We start from the raw sequence: 18,326 nt of genomic DNA on the forward strand, positions 1-18,326 counted from the left end.
GGATCTTGTATTTTGAGGGGGTGATTTTGTAAGTTGGTAGAGCAGTGGACTTTTAATCCATTGGTCGATGGTTCAAGTCCATCATGACCCACCATTCTTTATTAAGCTAAAGAGTGGTTCAATCGGCGGATTTACGCAGCATATTAATTCTACACAGAATTTAGAGCGGGTCATTAGCTCAGTTGGTAGAGCAGTGGACTTTTAATCCATTGGTCGATGGTTCAAGTCCATCATGACCCACCACTTCTAAAAAAATCACAACTTTCCCCCTTATTTTATTTAAATCAGTTTCTTATTTTTATTTATAAACAGCATGCCCAGATAGCTGTTATTTGCCCGTGTATTCTCGTATAATTTGCCGTAATTAATGCACTGTAGATGAAGTGGTCGAGAACATGAGTCTAGCTCAAACTATTATGCCTGAAGGCTATATCTTTCCTCCTAAGCCAGCGCCGTTAACTAAAGACGAGCAAGGCGAATATAAAGCACGTATTAAACAACTACTGCAAGATAAAAATGCAGTGCTGGTAGCCCATTACTACACAGATCCTGAAATTCAGGCCCTTGCCGAAGAAACAGGGGGCTGTGTTGCCGACTCATTAGAAATGGCACGTTTTGGTGCTCGCCACGATGCAGATATGATCATCGTTGCAGGCGTGCGTTTTATGGGTGAAACCGCTAAAATTTTAACGCCAAACAAAACAGTTGTTATGCCAACGCTAGAAGCAACCTGTTCGTTAGACATTGGTTGCCCTATTGATGAGTTTTCAGCGTTTTGCGATCAGCACCCAGATCGTAAAGTTGTCGTGTATGCAAACACCTCTACAGCGGTTAAAGCCCGTGCAGATTGGATTGTAACCTCATCGTGCGCCCTTGAAATTGTAGAGCACCTAGATGAGCAAGGTGAAAAAATTATTTGGGGCCCAGATAAACACCTTGGTAGCTACATTCAAAAAAATACCGGCGCCGATATGATCATGTGGAACGGCGCATGTATCGTCCATGATGAATTTAAAACAAAAGCGCTTAAAGATATGAAAGCCCTGCACCCAGACGCAGGTGTATTGGTGCATCCAGAGTCACCCGCAGAAATAGTGGCACTGGCAGATGCGGTTGGCTCAACAAGCCAATTAATAAAAGCGGCGCAAACAATGGATAACGATAAGTTTATTGTAGCGACAGACCGCGGTATTTTTTACAAAATGCAGCAGCTATGCCCAGAAAAAGAGTTTTTTGCAGCCCCAACAGCCGGTGAAGGCGCGTCATGTAAAAGTTGTGCACATTGCCCGTGGATGGCAATGAATGGCTTAAAAGCGATTGAAGAAGCGCTAATAGACCCACGCGGTAAAGAAGTGTTTGTAGATATGGAATTACGCGAAGGCGCGCTTAAGTCACTTAATCGCATGTTAGACTTTACAGCCAACATGGCTAAGTAATTAGCCTAATGTGTAAAAAACGGTTAAATCCTAAGGTTTAGCCGTTTTTTTATGCCTAAAGTAGATTGCTGGTTGATTATTAGGCACTTAACAGCACAAATTTAAAAATGCCTTGCACCTGTGTAACCTATTTCATACTATAACGCGCTGTTGCACTGCAACACCGTGGAGGAATGGCTGAGTGGCTGAAGGCGCACGCCTGGAAAGTGTGTTTAGGTTAATCCCTAACGAGGGTTCGAATCCCTCTTCCTCCACCATTATTCAATATTAGGACGCTTTTTAGCGTCCTTTTTTGCGCCTGCAATAAATTGACTAATTAACTACTAAACTGTAGTTATACTTGTTAGTTAAAAAGTTAAGTGTGGTTTGTGATAGAAAAAGCTTTAACCACTTTAAAATCACATGCAACAAAAAAATCTGTGCGTCTTATTATTTTAATCTGTGATATTTTCCCACCATTACTAATCCCCTATAAAATATTTAAGGAAGATCTATGCTTAATAAGTTAGTTTTTAACAATGGCGAGATAAGTGATAACTTTGCCAGCGTATTACTAAGTCATGACGATTTTAATCAGATTACTGTTTTACAGGTTTATAAACACTATGAATTGGTTGTTTGCTCATGTGTTGAGGTTTTAGATCCGGACGATAAAACACTCGTAGGAAAGGAACTATTTAAATTAGTAGAAATAATAGACTGAGCGCAGATGAGCTTATTGCTTTTTTACGAGGCGATGAGATAAACGCAGATAATGAACTTTATGAGTTTGAGTCTTGTGCTTGGTTTGAGTGGAGAAGTACAACAAATGATTGGGTAAGTGCTCCTTTTGGTACTTTATTTGAGCATGCAGAGAAAAACATTGAATTACTAAATCAATTGAAAGATTAAAATTATAGGACAAGGAATAAGCTAAACTATAGTTTTATGTCACTAACTAAATTAAATACCCTAAAACTACGTCACGTTTTTTAGGCTAACATTAGATTCCTCTGCATCAAATACAAGGTAGCTTACGCGTATGAACTTACGAGTTTTAAAACACAATTTAGTAATATGTACAGTATTAGCAGGCGCCTCCCTCCCATCGTACGCTTCTTTTAGTGGGCTTACAGAGCAAGACGAATTTAATATTAAGCTAAGGTCAATTTACTTTGACCGTGATTACGATAACGACGCCAGTGACGACTCAACCTTTGCACAAGGTATAGAGCTAAATTACCAGTCAGGCTATTTTAATGACTTAATTAGCTTTGGCGTGTCTAACTATACCGTACTTAATTACAACTCAACTGGCAGCGCACAAAATAATATTTTACCCGCTGGGGATGAAAAAGGCGGCGTTGACGATAGTTTTTCTAAATTTGGTCAATATTTAATCGATGTTAAACTTGGCGACAATGGCCATGTAAAAATAGGCGGGCAAAAAACCAAAAGCATGCTGTTAAAAAGCTCGGGTAGCCGCGCAATTCCCAATACTTTTAGAGGCGTATTTGGTGACTACACGTTTGGTAATACCAAAGTATATGGTTACGCCTACGATAAATGGAATCGCCGCCACGATGACAAGTGGGAAGATTTTTCTACCGACCAGTCAGATAACGGCGCAATTAGTGTTATTTGGGGTGTGGGCGCAAGCTACAAAAAAGATGCGCTAAAAATAGACGCGGAGTATTTAAACTCTCATGACTACTTATCAAAGCTTGGGCTTAAAGGCAGTTACGCTATTAAGCTCGATCAAAGTAAGTTAACCCTTTCAAGTGGCGTATTTACCTCACAAGACGATGGCGATCTATTTGTAACCGGCGCAGAGGGTGGCGATTTAGATGATGAAGATGCAATCGATGCGGTTTCAGGTGTTACTAAAAGTGAAAACGATGGTTTTGCCTATTACCTAGATGCCAATTGGAAAAAAGATATTTGGACACTAGGCGCCGCATTTACCAAAGTGAACGATGCTTGGATTGAAGATAACTTTAGTGGCGATCACGGGACTAACCCGTTTCCCACGCGCTCATTAATTGGCGCCGATTTAACAAACCAAAATGAGGCAACTTGGCAGGCTCGCTTAGGTGTTGACCTAAAAGCAGTGGCACCCGGTTTAACCACGAAATTTTATTACACCAGCGGCAGCGATGCAGAAAATTCAAGCTTAGGTAAAGCAGGTGGCACAGCCGATGAAAAGTATTGGGCCATTGATACACGCTACAAAGTAGCGGCTGTAAAAGGCTTAAGCCTACGTTGGTTATTTTTAGATTACACCACAGATGAAACTGGCAGTGTTGATGGTGTAAAAGGAGACAGAGCAGATCATCGCGTATATGTAGATTACACTATTAAATTTTAAGAACTACACCTTATTAAAATTTCAAAAGTAGAGATAAAGTTACACTATTAAAAATGCGGCTAAGTTGTATTCGTTTAAGCCGCATTTAAAACTGCCCCTAAATTAATACTTTCTCTTTTTAGGAATTTTTAACTGGCTTTCAAATTCATCAGGAAAAAGCACCGTGCCGTCGTCCTCTTCGGTAGGGAACACTGCAATCAGTAAGTCGTCTTCTTCGAGGCCGGGTGTCCAGCGGCTAAACCAATCTTTAGTAGGAATGGCCTTTGGTGTACAGCCTTCCCATTCGCCCGTGGCCCAAGCTTGTGCAAAATCGCGGGTTGGCCACACGGGTACACAGTCGTCATCTTCGTTGGCAAGCATTACGCAACCATCATCGTCGTTTAAAATCCATACTTGCTTGTACTGTTGTACGGTTTCAAACATAAAAGCGAGTCGTTTTTTTGCCCCTAGCCCTAAAATTACGGTTTGTTCTTCAGTCGCATTTGCAGTTGTCATAGTTGGCTCACTCTTTATTGCTTCAAATTTGAATTTTACTGTTACCAGTATATCGAGTTATGTGACAGTGTGTTGAAAAATTATTATTTAAATTCATCGTTGCAGATCTAATTTTAAGATTGAACAGTATAAGCTCTCATTAATTTGAGCGAGCATTCAAAATTGCCCTTGAATGTTGTTAAAAAGGCCGCATCTCAAATGCATACTCTTAATGAAGGATTTAACAATGACCACAGATTTACTGGCCCCGTATACATTAAACGATTCTCTTGAACTTAAAAACCGCGTTTTAATGGCGCCTTTAACCCGCTGTATGGCTGATGATAATTTAGTACCCACGCAAGATATGGTGGAGTACTATGCGCGCCGTGCCGATGCCGGTTTAATCATTAGCGAAGCCACTATTATTCGCCCAGATGCGCAAGGCTACCCAAATACCCCGGGGTTATTTACCAGCGAGCAAATTCAAGGTTGGAAAAAAGTAACCGACGCCGTACACGCAAACGGCGGTAAAATGTTTGCACAGCTTTGGCATGTTGGCCGTGTTGCCCATCCTCACTTTTTTGGCGGCGATGTATTAGCGCCTTCGGCAATTGGTGTTGAAGGCTCTGTACCGCGTATGCGTGAGCTTACTTACATTACCCCAAAAGCGGCCACAAAGGATGATATTAATTCACTGATAGCCGACTTTGCTAAAGCGGCCGAAAACGCCATTGAAGCGGGCTTTGATGGCGTAGAAATTCATGGCGCTAATGGTTATTTAATTGATCAATTTTTACATTACGCTGCGAATGAGCGCACAGATGAATACGGCCACACACCTGAAAATATGGCGCGTTTTGCAATAGAAGTGACCGACGCGGTTATTAATGCAGTAGGTAATGAGCGAGCTGCAATTAGGTTATCGCCAGGTGCTTATTTTAATATGGAAGAAGATAAGCGTGATAAAGCGGTATTTGATTATTTATTACCACAGCTAGATGCAAAAAAACTGGCCTATATTCATGGTGGCATTTTTGATGATAGCACCCAATTTGACTCGTTAGAGGGCAAAACAACCTCGCAGTATTTGCGTGCAAGCACTAAAACCACTCTCGTAGGTGTAGGCAGCTACAGTTTTGATGATGCAAAACAAGCAATAAACAACGACAAGTTTGATCTAATTGCGATTGGTCGCCCATTTATTGCCAACCCTGATTACATTAGCAAAGTGGCCAATAATGAAGAGCTTGTTGCTTATAGTGATGAAATGCTAGCTAAACTCTTCTAATAATTTAATATTTATATATAAATCAGCCTAGGTGTTTGTACTTAGGCTGACTTACAAATGACATAACAAAGCCATAAAATTCCCACAATTTTTTAACACCTCTGTCAATAAACTTCATTTTTGTTGTAATAATACGACACCATACTGTGCCCGCTTTCATAATTACTTTAGATAATTAAAACCAAACGGGACAACAATGTACGCTTTAACCAATAAATCGATTTTGAGCATAGCAATTGCTATGGCTGTATCAACGTCAGCTTATGCAAATGACAACGAAATAGAAGAAATAACCGTTACTGCTAAACCAACCAGTTACGCAAATAATGTGATTGAGCCTGCAATGCTTGATCAACAAACAACGGTGTCGAGTGTGTTATCAGTTATTGATAACTTACCTGGCATTAGCATAAATGAAGGCGATGCATTTGGTGGCGATGACTGGTCTACCACTATTACTATGCGTGGTTTTAGTATTGACTCAAACCAACAACAATTAGGGATGACCGTTGATGGTATTCCTAACGGTGGCTCAAACTATGGCGGGGGCGCTAAAGCAAACCGTTACCTAGATACCGAAAACCTAGCCACAGTAGAAGTAGGGCAAGGTACCTCAGATATTAAATCGGCCTCACTTGAAGCGCTTGGCGGTACATTTAATTTTGTAAGTAAAGCGCCAAGCCTTGATAAAAGCACCACTTTTGCTTACACCTCAGGTAGCCACGATGCGACCCGTTATTACGTTAAGCACGAAACCGGTACTATTTTTGATAATACACAAGCGTATGTAAGCTATTCACAAACCGATACTAGCCGCTGGATTGGCTCGGGTAGCAACGGCGGAAAAGATAACCAACACGCAGAGCTTAAATTTGTGACAACGCTTACAGGTTTAACCATTACAGGGCGTTTATCTTACGATGATGTAAGCGAGATTAATTATAATAGTGTAAGCCTTGCACAATTTGAGCAAACGCCAAAGTGGGATCAGCTAACGTGGAACTGGACCGGCATTCCACATTACGACCAAATGTTTGCCGAGGGCTGGGGTACACTGCGTGAAAATACGTTAGCGTATTTAAAGTTTGAATATGCACTTTCGCCAACATCACTTATTACAGTGAGCCCTTATTATCATAAAAACTCGGGTCGTGGCGATTGGATCCCACCGTACTTAACAACTCCAGTAGATGAAAACGGCAACCCAACTACAGAGGGCGGCACTAATGCAGGCTCTTACGGCTTTGTAGATAGCGCAGGTAATGCACTGGCACCAAACGAAGGCTGTACAGCAAGCTTAAGCTGGCCGTGGGAGTCGGGCCCGGGTTTAAACCCGGCGTGTTACGATGACACCGCAATACCTGTTATGTCGTATCGTCATACGCATTATAAAAAAGACCGCCTAGGGGTTACTGCCAACTACCAAGCTACGTTTGGTATGCACGACATAGAAGCCGGTTTTTGGTATGAGCAAAGCGACCGTGATGAGTCTCGTGATTGGCACGAAGTAATTAATGCCAGTATTTATCATCACTTTGATAGCACACCGTACTGGACTCAGTATAAAAACACCTTTGAGACCGACACCCTTAAATGGTACGCGCAAGATGCAATGGCACTTGGCGATTTTACGCTTAACGTAGGTGTTAAAAAGTACCTAGTTGATATCGAAAAGTACGACCACTACCAAAATGCCACAACTGCTAAAGTAAATAGCGATTCTGATGTGTTGTTCAGTGGCGGTATTTTGTATCAGCTAAACAATTCAACTGAGCTATTTACCAGCTACAGCGAAAATTTTGCAGCTATTAAAGACGGTGTACTTGAGCGCGATAGCTCCGATTTATCAGCCATAGAGCCAGAAACTGCTGAAAACATTGATTTAGGTGTACGTTATCAAAATAACGCTTTAAAACTGACCGCCACGGCGTATTCAATTGAATTTGATAACCGTATAACCTTTATTGCCCCTGGCAGTGATACCGGCGGTATTGATTACACAATAGGCACAAATGGCACTTACTTAAATGTAGGCGGCATTGAATCACAAGGTTTAGAGCTTTCGGCAAGTTACATGCTAAGCCCACAATGGAGCGTATACAGCTCGTACACAAATAACGACTCACAGTACAAAGGCGATGCACCCGGGTTTGAAGCCGGTGAAAAAGTAATAGACTCAGTAGATGACTTATTTGTGTTCTCGACCGATTACTTTAGCGGTGATTTCCGCTTTGGTTTATCGGCTAAATACACCGGTGAGCGCGGCGAAGTTGATGGCTATACCGTGGTTGATTTAAACGCAGGTTACGCCACCGATATAAACGCAGGACCATTTAAAGCGCTAGATGTTGCCTTTGTTGTTTATAACATTACTGATAAAAGTTACTTAGCCGGTGGTACGGGCAACGGCAGCACTTACTTTATTGGTGCGCCACGTACAGCAGCACTGACGTTATCGGCTACGTTTTAAGCCAATGAACCCGTTTTAAGCCCATCAATGATGGGCTTTTTTTATTAATAGCCATAGATTAAAACTAATGTATGGCTGTATCGAGATTTTAAAATGAAGCAGTTAGTAAAACCTATTACACATGCTGTATTAGCATTAGGGCTAGCGTTTAGCGCAAACAGTATTGCAGCCCCTTCTAAAATTTTATTTGGCTCGTGTGGGCATCAAGATAAAGACATTCCAATATTCCACACCATTAATAAAGAGCAGGGCGATTTATTTATATTTTTAGGTGACAATATTTACGGCGACACCAACGATATGACGGTACTTGCCAATAAATACCAAAAATTAGGTGCAAAACCAGGCTTTAAAACGCTAAAAGCGAATACTCCAATCATTGCGATGTGGGACGATCACGATTTTGGTCAAAACGATATTGGTAAAGATTACCCACATAAAGAGCAATCTCGCCAAATTATGCTCGATTTTTGGGGTGAGCCTAAACACTCACCCAGACGCACTCGCACCGACGGCATTTACACGTCGTATATGTATGGCGAGGATGAGCAAATCGTACACGTAATAATGCCCGATTTACGCTGGAACCGTGATGCACTTAACCACGTAAGCGAGCTTGAATATTACACCAAGCGCAAGCTTAATAACCAAGGTCCGTATAGTCCAACTGAGGTGAAAGGTGCTTCTATGTTAGGTGAGACGCAGTGGCAATGGCTTGAGCAAGAGCTTAAAAAGCCTGCAGCTATAAAGCTAATTGCCTCAAGCTTGCAATTATTACCCGATTTCACAGGGTGGGAGTCGTGGGCTAACTTTCCAGAGGATCGTAACCGTTTATTTGCGTTAATTAAAAAGCACCAAGTGAATGGGGTTATTATCATCAGTGGCGATACGCACTGGGGCGAAATATCAAAGTATCAGCAAAATCTTGATTACCCTTTAATAGAAATGACCAGCTCAGGTCTTACTGAAAAGTGGAAAGACGTCAGCCCAAATAAACACCGTGTTGGTGATTATACCCACAATGTGAACTACGGCGATTTAAGCATAGATTGGCAACAAGCAGACCCTGCCATTTCACTTAAGCTTAAAGGCATAGATGGCAAAGTGATTATGCAAGATAACTTTAGCCTTTCGAGTATTAGCCCTTATAAATAAAATGGCCTGACAAATAAAACACATAGTGATTAAAATTAATGCTGTGTGTTTAATCCACCTGCTAACTCGCTGATTTATTAGTGCCAATTTACGGATTGCGCTACCCCTGTAAATGAAAATATCTTAAACTGGTTTTACTTCAAGTAAGGACTCCAGTTGTATGCTCAATATTATTCAATCAAACCGTATGGAAGCGCTGCAAGCTCAGTTTAATCAGCTGTTAAAAGTAAACCCGCTGCAAAGCCCATTCGATAAAGAAGTGGTATTAGTGCAATCGCCGGGTATGTCACAGTGGCTAAAAATTGGTTTAAGCGAAAACCTAGGCATAGCCGCGCAGGTCGATTTTCCGCTGCCATCGAGCTTTATATGGCAGTTGTATCAGCAATTGCTACCCAATGTGCCAAAAGAATCGGCATTTAATAAGGCTAACCTTGCTTGGAAATTATTTGCAATACTGCCCAGTTGTATAAATGAGCCGCTTTATTTGCCGTTAAAAACCTATTTAGAGGGCGACCTAGACGGGCAAAAACCCTTTGCGCTGTGTGAAAAAATTGCCGATGTGTACGACCAATATTTAATGTACCGCCCGCATTGGATTGCCACTTGGGATAGCGGACAAGACGAACTTGACGATGTTGATGTAAGCATTGCCCCATGGCAGCCCGACTTATGGCGAAAGCTAGTGGCGCACAGTAAAGCACTTGGGCAAAGCCAATTTCATCGTGCCAATATGCAGGGGCAGTTACTTGCAGCCCTTGAGAATATGGATAATAGCTTACTACCTAAGCGCATTAGTTTATTTGGTATATCGGCGATTGCCAGCTCACAACTTGAGGTGTTTGAAGCGCTGAGCAAAAAAACAGAGGTGTTTTTATTCTTTTTTAACCCGAGTGAGCACTATTGGGGCGATGTGGTTGATGAAAAAACAGCAGCCAAAATAAATGCCAAATACGCCAAAATGCCGCTTTTAGAAGCGCAGCAAAAAAAACAAGCTAACCCTGACGAAGAATACTACTTTATAGGCAACCCGCTGTTATCGTCATGGGGAAAACTAGGGCGCGATTACTTTGAACAGCTCGTACAGCTTGATGCGCGCTGGATTGATGGCTTTATAGATGCATTTGACGATAGTTTACTAGGCCAAATTCAAAGTGAGATATACCAATTGGCATTTAAAGGTGAGTCGCTTACCGATAATAAAGAGTGGTTTATAAATGATGAGGGCAAGCTGCCCATTAACGACACCGACACCAGTATTACCCTAAGCGATTGCCATACACCGCTTAGAGAAGTTGAGCGCTTGCACGACTATTTACTTACTTTGTTTAATCAAAACCCGTCGCTCACTCCCAAAGACATTATTGTAATGATGCCAGATGTAGGCACGTACAGCCCGTATATTGAAGCGGTATTTGGCGGCGCGCAAAACACCAGTCGCTTTATTCCTTATGCTTTGGCCGATTTAGCCATAGAGCAAGAAAAACCCGTGCTTAGCTCGTTTGCCAGCTTGGCCAATTTGCCATTTTCGCGTTTTGGTGTATCGGATATTCTCGACTTACTGCAAGTAACCCAAATTGCCGAAAAATTTGGCCTAGAAGCGCACGAGTACGAGCAAATTCAATATTGGCTTGAGCGAGTTGGCGTAAAGTGGGGTATAAATGCCGAGCATAAAAGCAGCTTTGATTTACCCGCAATCGATTTAAATACCTGGCAACATGGCTTAAACCGTTTATTGCTAGGCATAGCCCAGCGTGATGAGCAATGCCCGTTTAACGGCATTTATAGCGCCGATGAAGTAGAGGGCATGGCGCTAGATACCCTTAATAAGTTGGTGCATTTTATTGATGTACTGCAGCGCTTTAAAGGTGAGCTAACCCCTGATGATACGCTTAGTAATAAAGCAGATATTTTATCTGAGCTCATAAATGCTATTTATTACAACGAAGGCGACGACAGTTGGGATTTACTGGTACTGCAAACTGTTTTAGAGGAGCTTAAAAAACACCATAATAATGGCGATTACGATAAAGCTGTTTCGCAGCGTATTGTAAGCTACCTTATAAAACAAGGCATTCAAGAAAAAGGCGTAGGGCAGCGCTTTTTAGTGGGGCAAGTTAACTTTTGTACTTTAATGCCTATGCGCGCCGTGCCGTTTAAAGTGGTATGTATGCTTGGCTTAAACGATGCCGACTACCCCCGTACAGTGCAGCCGATAGGGTTTGACTTAGTGCCGTATTCTAAAAAACAAAAAGGTGACCGTTCACGTAAATTAGATGACCGTTACTTGTTTTTAGAAGCTTTATTGAGTGCCCGCGACAATTTATACATAAGTTATATTGGCCGTTCGTGCTTTGACAACCAACCGCGTATGCCCTCGACCTTAGTAAGCGAGCTTTTAGAGTACATAGGCCGCAGCTTTGTGCTTACAAATAACAGCAAAAAAACGCTGCCTGAGTGTTTAATTAATCAACAGCACTTACAGCCTTTTAATAATGCCTATTACACAGCAGATACCGAAGCCGATACAAAGCTGAGTAATCACAGTTTTAATCCTATTTGGCTGCCCAGCGAGCGCATAGACGCGCAGCCGCTAACAGCCATTGATGTAACAGCGCCCGCGCAATTAGAGCTTGATGTATTTATTCGCAGTGTGTGCAACGCACAAGAGAGCTTTTACCAGCAAACATTAGGTTTACGCCTGCCCGAATTTAACGAAGTAGCAAAAGATGAAGAGCCTTTTAGCCTAGATGCGCTGCGCCGTTATTTTTACCTTGATGAAATACTTGAGGCCAACATTAATGAGCAACCTTTAAGTACAGAGCAAATATTACAACGAGGGGAGCTGCCACAAGCCAATGTGGGCAGTTTAGTGTATGAGAGCATGGCGCATCGAGTAGATGCATTAGCCGGGCAAGTAAAAGAGCATATTAAAAGCGGCAAAACCGACCCCCTTGAGGTGTCTTTGCGCATAGAAAACACCATCATTGAGGGCTGGCTTAATCATATTTATCTTCAAAAACAAGTGTTTTACCGAAGTGCCAGTATAAAGGCCAAAGACTTAATTAAAGGCTTTATATATCACCTTGTTGCACAAAGTATGGAGCAAAATGTAGAAACCTTATTACTGGGGCTTGATAAGCAAATTAGCTTTGCACCGCTGAGTAAACATGAGGCCGATACCTTACTCAGTGATTGGTTTAAACTGTATAAAGCGTTGCGAAAAGAGCCGGTGGCATTTTATCCGGTAAGTGGCTATGAGTATGTTAAAAGTGGTGGCGATATTGGTAAAGCCATTAGCAAGTTTAACCCACAATACATAGGGCGCGGCGAGGGCGAAAACCCGTATATTCGTTTAACGGTGCAATCGCTCAATGACTGCCAAGAAGAATTTATTAAGTGGAGCGAAAAATTACTCTCCCCATTACATGCCCATGCAAAGGAGAGTGACCATGCAAGCGCTTAATCCGCTAACAATGCCATTAAAAGGGCAAAGTTTAATAGAAGCCAGTGCGGGTACAGGTAAAACCTACACCATTACCGGGCTCTATTTACGTTATTTATTAGGCTTACAAATACCTGGGCAGATAAATACCCCGTTAAGTGTTGAGCAAATACTTGTGGTTACCTTTACCGATGCTGCAACACAAGAAATTAAAGACCGCGTACGCAGCCGAATTATTGCTGCGCGCGATGCATTACTTGGTCAAAGCCCAAACGATGAATTAATAGCAGGTATAATAGCCGCAGTAGATGACAAACACCGCGCCTTTGATTTACTCGATGCCGCGGCTAAATCTATGGACGAAGCCGCTATATTTACTATTCATGGCTTTTGCCAACGCATGTTAAAGCAACACGCGTTTGAATCAGGCGTTGCCTTTAACCTTGAGTTTATTTTAGATGAGCGCGATATCCTACTCGACACGATTAAGGATTTTTGGCGCGCCTTTGTATACCCACTTAATAAAGAACGCACTGATGCCATTTTAGAGGTGTTTGCAGCCCCTGAATCGCTATTTAGCCAAGTCAGTAGCGTGCTAAATAAAGCCAATGCGAACATAGTACCGCAAATAAACTTAGATGACGTATTTAAAGCTCGCGATGAGTACACTGCTAAAGTACCCGCTTTTAAAAAAGCAGTGCTGGAGCAAGAGTTTATAGCTGCAATAAAAGGTTCGGGTTTAAGTGGCTCTAAAACACCTGGGCGAAAAGGCAGTTTAACGGCCCTAGAAGCATTTTGTTTAGGTGATGAGTTATTTTTTGAATTTGGCACCAATAAATACTCGTTTGAGGTGTGGAGCAGCGAAAACTTAAGTGATGCCAGTAACTATAAAAAAAATCAGCCATTATTTAGCCACCCTCTGCTTAGCTTGTTTGATGAGCTTAGCGCACTTAATACTAAAATTAATCAGGGCCTTAAAATTGCCGTTGTACAAACCGCGGCTCGGTGGGTTAAACAGGCAATTGTAAAACGTAAGCAAGAGCAAAGTGTGATCACCCCAGATGATTTACTGACTAATTTACACAGTGCTTTAAATGCCGAGCAGGGCGAGGCTTTATCGCAAAAAATAGCGCAGTTATTTCCTGTTGCCATGATTGATGAATTTCAAGATACCGACCCCATTCAGTATGGCATTTTTAGTAAAATATACGGCCAAGAAAACACCACACTGGCCATGATAGGTGACCCAAAACAGGCTATTTATGGCTTTAGGGGCGCTGATATTTTTACCTATATTGGCGCAAAAGAGTCGGTAGAGTCTGAGCAGCAATTTACGTTAGGTACTAATTTTCGCTCAAGCACCGATATAGTAAACAGTGTAAACAGCTTGTTTTCTAAACATGCCAATAGCTTTATATATAACGATGCCATACCGTTTAACGCAGTAGCAGCAAAAGGCAAAAAAGCCGATGAAACATTTACAATAGATGGCAAACCTGCCACCGCGTTTGAATTTAATGTATTTGTAGATGACGCTGCAGATGAAAAAAACAAACCCACCAGCAAAGGCGTTGGGCAAGGGCATTTGGCCAGCTATTTTGCTAATAAAATAGTGACATTGCTTGAGCAAGCCGAGCAAGGTCGAGCGCGCATTGGTAAGCATAAGGTGACCGCAGCCGATATTTGTATATTAGTGCGCGACCGTGTAGAAGCGCAAATAATGAAAAAAGCACTGAGCAATGCCAATATTGCGAGTGTGTATTTATCGCGTGACAGTGTGTTTAGCCAAGAGCTTAGCCACCATTTACTTAACTTTTTAACCGCATTGCATGGGCAATATAACGAGTCGTTACTGCGCGGCGTATTAGCAGGGCCATTATTTTGTTTAAGCTATAACGAAATTTACGCCCTTGCTGAGGATGAAAATAAATGGCAAGAGCACTTAAACTTTTTTGCGCAACTTAGCCATATTTGGAACAAACAAGGCGCAATGGCCATGCTTGAGCGCTTGTTAAGTCATAATCAGCTGAGCGCCAAGTGGCAAGGGCTTGGCTATAACGTTGAGCGATGGTTAACCGACTTCAGGCACTTAGGTGAAATACTGCAGCAAAAGCAAATAGAGTTAGAAGGTACGTTACGTTTACTGCGTTGGTTTGCTCAAAAGGTTAGCCAGCAAGATGGCGAAGCTGTGCAAGTACGCCTAGAGAGTGATGCCAACTTAGTTAAAATTGTGACTATGCATGCCTCAAAAGGGCTCGAGTATCCGCTGGTATTTATGCCTTTTGCCAGCGGCTATCGCGAAACTAAAGACGCGCTTTATCATCAAAATGGCCAGTTAGTTTACGATTTAAGCAAAAACGAAGACGCCTTAGCACAAGCCGAGCAAGAACGGTTAGCTGAAGACTTACGCTTACTTTATGTTGCGCTTACACGCGCGGTACATTTTTGTGCGCTTGGGGTGTATAACATAGGGCAAGGGCAAAGTAGCCGTTTGGCTATACAAAGTAGTGCATTAGGGCATGTGTTATTTGCAGGGCTTGAGCTTACAAGTAGCCAAACGTGGCGTACCCACTTAAGTGAATTTTGCGACGCTCACGCTGAAATGCGTTATCAGCAATTTACGGCTGAGCAATTGGCCGAACATGGCCAATTAACACTTAATAGCGCAGTGCAGCAAAGCCAAGCGTTAAAAGTGAATACAGTTACAGCCAACATAGAGCGAGATTGGCGAGCAACCAGCTTTAGCGCGCTGAGCTTTAAAAAGCACACCGATCATATTGAACCTGGGCGCAGCGATGAAGATCACGAAAAAGATGAATTTGCTAACAGCCAAGATGAAATACCATCGCCTTACAGTTTTCCCAAGGGGGCGAAGCCCGGAAGCTGTTTGCATGAAATTTTTGAACAAATAGATTTTACCAGTGCGCAAGTACACCCGACTAATCCAGAGCAAAATTTAGCAGAGGTAGTTAAACAGGCGCTTGATAAATACCATATTAGCGAAAGCTGGCAACATGTAACCGAGCAATGGGTGCTTGATTCGTTAACCAGCCCCTTAAACAATGAGGGGTTAAGCTTAAGCCAATTAGCTCCCGCAGATTGCCTAGTCGAAATGGAATTTAATTTACCTTTAGATAGTTTAAGCGCGCCCAAATTAAACGAAATACTGGTTAAGCATTTTGGTTTTACCCAAAGCAAACTTGAGTTTTCTCATGTAAAAGGCCTGTTAAAGGGATTTATAGATTTAATTTTTTGCTATCAAGGTAAGTATTATATTTTAGATTATAAGTCTAATTACTTAGGCAATACGCCCGCTGATTATGAAAGCGACCTGCTAGAGCAAGCCATGAATAGCCATCAGTATCATTTACAGTATTTAATTTATAGCGTTGCGCTGCACCGATTACTCAAACAACGCATTAGTGATTATGCAATAGAAACCCATTTAGGCGGGGTTTACTATACTTTTTTACGCGGCATGCCGGCGGGTAAAGGGGTGTATTTTAATAAGCTTAGCGCAGAGCAAATCACACTATTAGATGGCTTATTTAGCCAAGGAGCCATGTTATGAGTGACTACCCTATGCAGCAAAGCTTGTTTGATGAGCCGCCAGCACCTGCCCAACCGTTAAATACGGTGGAGTTGCTTGACTACTTATTAGATGAAAAACGCATAAGAATGGTAGATGTAAAGCTTGCCTTAATGCTGTGTGATAATCAGCAAAACGACGTGTTTTATATAGTGTTATTGCTGTGTTTAGCACAGCAAAGCCAGCATAGCTGTTTAACATTAAAAGAAGTCGATTGGCAAAACCCGTTTAATTTACGCCAAAGCGACTTTACTAAAACTGAGGGCAATGTACCAAATATTACATCGCCTTTTAACGAGGCCTTTACCTACCTCGATGCGCTTAGCTGTTTAAGTGCCCATAACAGTGTGGGCGAGGCCAAACCCTTACAGTTATTTAACGAACGGCTTTATTTTGTGCGCCTTGCTGATTATGAGCACACCTTAGCTACGCGTTTACTCGCGATGAGTGAGCGCCATTTAAATATAAATACACAGTTACTCAGCCAACTATTAAGTGACTACTTTGTAGATAATTCAGCGCTTACCATAGATTGGCAAAAAGTGGCTTGTGCAATTGCTGCAACAAAAGGCTTTAGCGTTATAACAGGCGGGCCAGGGACCGGTAAAACCACCACAGTAACAAAGCTGTTGGCAATTTTGCAGTCGCTTTATAAAAGTGCGCCTTTAAGTATTAAGCTGGTGGCGCCTACAGGTAAAGCCGCAGCACGTTTAAGTGAGTCAATTTTAGGGGCTAAACAAAAGCTTGAAATTATTCCTGATGATATTAAGGCCTTAATTCCTGATAGTGCGCAAACTATTCACCGACTTTTAGGGGTTAAACCCTTTACCAATAAATTTAAGCATAACCGCACAAACCCGCTGCATTTAGATGTACTGATTATTGATGAAGCCAGCATGGTTGATTTATCACTCATGGCTAAATTAATAGAGGCACTGCCTACCCATGCGCGTTTGATATTACTTGGCGATAAAGACCAACTTGCCTCGGTAGATACCGGCAGTGTAATGAGTGATTTATGCCAAGGGTTAGCACTAGGTGAAACGCCTAATTACTCGCAAGCACGATGTGATGAGCTTAATGCATTCTGTTTTAAAGGAGAGGCTAAATTAGTGGCGCCTGGGCATAGCGAATTTAAACTGGCCGATTGCATTGCGTTTTTACAACACAGTTATCGGTTTGATGCAAAAAGCGGCATTGGGCAGCTTGCGCTGGCGGTTAATACTAACCATAACGGTATTTTAAAATACGTAGAGCAACAAAGCACACAAGGGCAATTTAACGATGTTATTTTAGATTATGACTTTGTTGCCAAACCCATAGAAAAATTAATAAACAGTGCTGCTAAGCATTACGCCCATTATTTAAATTTAATCGCACAAGGAGCAGCTGTTGCAGATGTTCACGCGGCGTTTTCTCAATATCAATTATTAGCGGCCGTGCGTGAGGGCGATTACGGCGTAAATAGCTTAAATAACCGCATTGAGCGTGCACTTGTGCAGCAAGGGTTAATATCGGTGAGCCCAAATCAGCGCCATTACAGTGGTATGCCCATTATGGTGAGCCAAAACGATTATCAACTTAAGTTATTTAATGGTGATATTGGTATTTTAATGCCCGATGAAAGCGGGCAGTTAAAAGCATTATTTATTGATGAGCAAAACAATGTACGGGCGTTTTCTCCTGCACGCCTACCTGCTCACGATAAAGTATATGTAATGACCATACATAAATCGCAGGGCTCGGAGTTTAGTTATACCGCTATGGTTTTACCGCCCTTAAAGCAAGCTAGTATGGGTATAAATCGCCAGCTGGTATACACAGGCATAACCCGCGCAAAAAACACCTTTGAGCTGGTGGCCGATAAAAAAGTGCTGCTGCTAGCTATGAATAAAAGCGTATCAAGAGCCTCAGGGTTGTATGAGCGTTTAAAATACTAATACCTGTTTATATTTTGGGTTCAACTAAATAACCTGAGTTCTGGATAATAAATCTATCTCAAGCAGCTATTTTTAGCGCTAACTGCGTTGAATTTACTTGCAATAGGCCAGCTATTGACGCGTAAATTCGCCTTGTTTTCACCAAAATTTCTAGCTAGAGAGAAACAAGCTTAAATATCGTT

General features: G+C 42.0%; 10 protein-coding genes and 2 tRNA genes. 11 read left to right on the top strand and 1 reads right to left on the bottom strand.

Translation table 11 applies throughout. From position 1 onward, the window contains the following. Positions 1-167 precede the first annotated feature (167 nt). From CWC16_RS08210 to CWC16_RS08230, 5 genes are all read left to right on the top strand, one after another. Positions 168-243 (top strand) — tRNA-Lys (locus CWC16_RS08210). Between the two features lie 152 nt (positions 244-395). Beyond that, positions 396-1,436: a quinolinate synthase NadA gene (gene nadA, locus CWC16_RS08215; protein WP_138541192.1), complete on the top strand. Its 1,041-nt coding sequence runs from the start codon at positions 396-398 to the stop codon at positions 1,434-1,436. A 167-nt stretch (positions 1,437-1,603) separates the two neighbouring features. Beyond that, positions 1,604-1,693 (top strand) — tRNA-Ser (locus CWC16_RS08220). Between the two features lie 236 nt (positions 1,694-1,929). Beyond that, positions 1,930-2,139, top strand: coding sequence for a hypothetical protein (locus CWC16_RS08225; protein ID WP_138541193.1), 210 nt, complete (start codon positions 1,930-1,932; stop codon positions 2,137-2,139). A gap of 318 nt (positions 2,140-2,457) precedes the next feature. Then, positions 2,458-3,783, top strand: a complete 1,326-nt coding sequence (locus CWC16_RS08230; RefSeq protein ID WP_138541194.1) for an OprD family outer membrane porin — start codon at positions 2,458-2,460, stop codon at positions 3,781-3,783. Positions 3,784-3,885: 102 nt separating this feature from the next. On the opposite strand, the gene CWC16_RS08235 is transcribed toward CWC16_RS08230, so the two are convergent. Then, positions 3,886-4,278, bottom strand: a complete 393-nt coding sequence (locus CWC16_RS08235) for a DUF2750 domain-containing protein (protein WP_004588808.1) — start codon at positions 4,276-4,278, stop codon at positions 3,886-3,888. Positions 4,279-4,504: 226 nt separating this feature from the next. On the opposite strand from CWC16_RS08235, the gene CWC16_RS08240 reads away from it, so the two are divergent. The 6 genes from CWC16_RS08240 (at position 4,505) to recD (ending at position 18,144) form a co-directional block, all read left to right on the top strand. Further along, positions 4,505-5,548, top strand: a complete 1,044-nt coding sequence (locus tag CWC16_RS08240; RefSeq protein WP_138541195.1) for an alkene reductase — start codon at positions 4,505-4,507, stop codon at positions 5,546-5,548. Positions 5,549-5,744: 196 nt separating this feature from the next. After that, on the top strand, positions 5,745-8,018 hold the full coding sequence (locus tag CWC16_RS08245; RefSeq protein ID WP_138541196.1) for a TonB-dependent receptor domain-containing protein: 2,274 nt from the start codon (positions 5,745-5,747) through the stop codon (positions 8,016-8,018). 93 nt (positions 8,019-8,111) lie between these two features. Next, the gene (locus CWC16_RS08250; RefSeq protein ID WP_138541197.1) at positions 8,112-9,173 is read left to right on the top strand and encodes an alkaline phosphatase D family protein; all 1,062 of its coding nucleotides are present in this window, start codon (positions 8,112-8,114) and stop codon (positions 9,171-9,173) included. Positions 9,174-9,333: 160 nt separating this feature from the next. Beyond that, the gene (gene recC, locus CWC16_RS08255) at positions 9,334-12,636 is read left to right on the top strand and encodes an exodeoxyribonuclease V subunit gamma (protein WP_138541198.1); all 3,303 of its coding nucleotides are present in this window, start codon (positions 9,334-9,336) and stop codon (positions 12,634-12,636) included. Continuing rightward, positions 12,623-16,186, top strand: a complete 3,564-nt coding sequence (recB, locus tag CWC16_RS08260) for an exodeoxyribonuclease V subunit beta (RefSeq protein ID WP_138541199.1) — start codon at positions 12,623-12,625, stop codon at positions 16,184-16,186. Before recC ends, recB begins: the two co-directional genes overlap by 14 nt. Next, positions 16,183-18,144, top strand: coding sequence for an exodeoxyribonuclease V subunit alpha (gene recD, locus CWC16_RS08265; protein WP_138541200.1), 1,962 nt, complete (start codon positions 16,183-16,185; stop codon positions 18,142-18,144). Before recB ends, recD begins: the two co-directional genes overlap by 4 nt. The last annotated feature ends 182 nt before the right edge of the window (positions 18,145-18,326 follow it).

The organism is Pseudoalteromonas sp. S3776, from assembly GCF_005886915.1.
Lineage (GTDB): Bacteria > Pseudomonadota > Gammaproteobacteria > Enterobacterales > Alteromonadaceae > Pseudoalteromonas.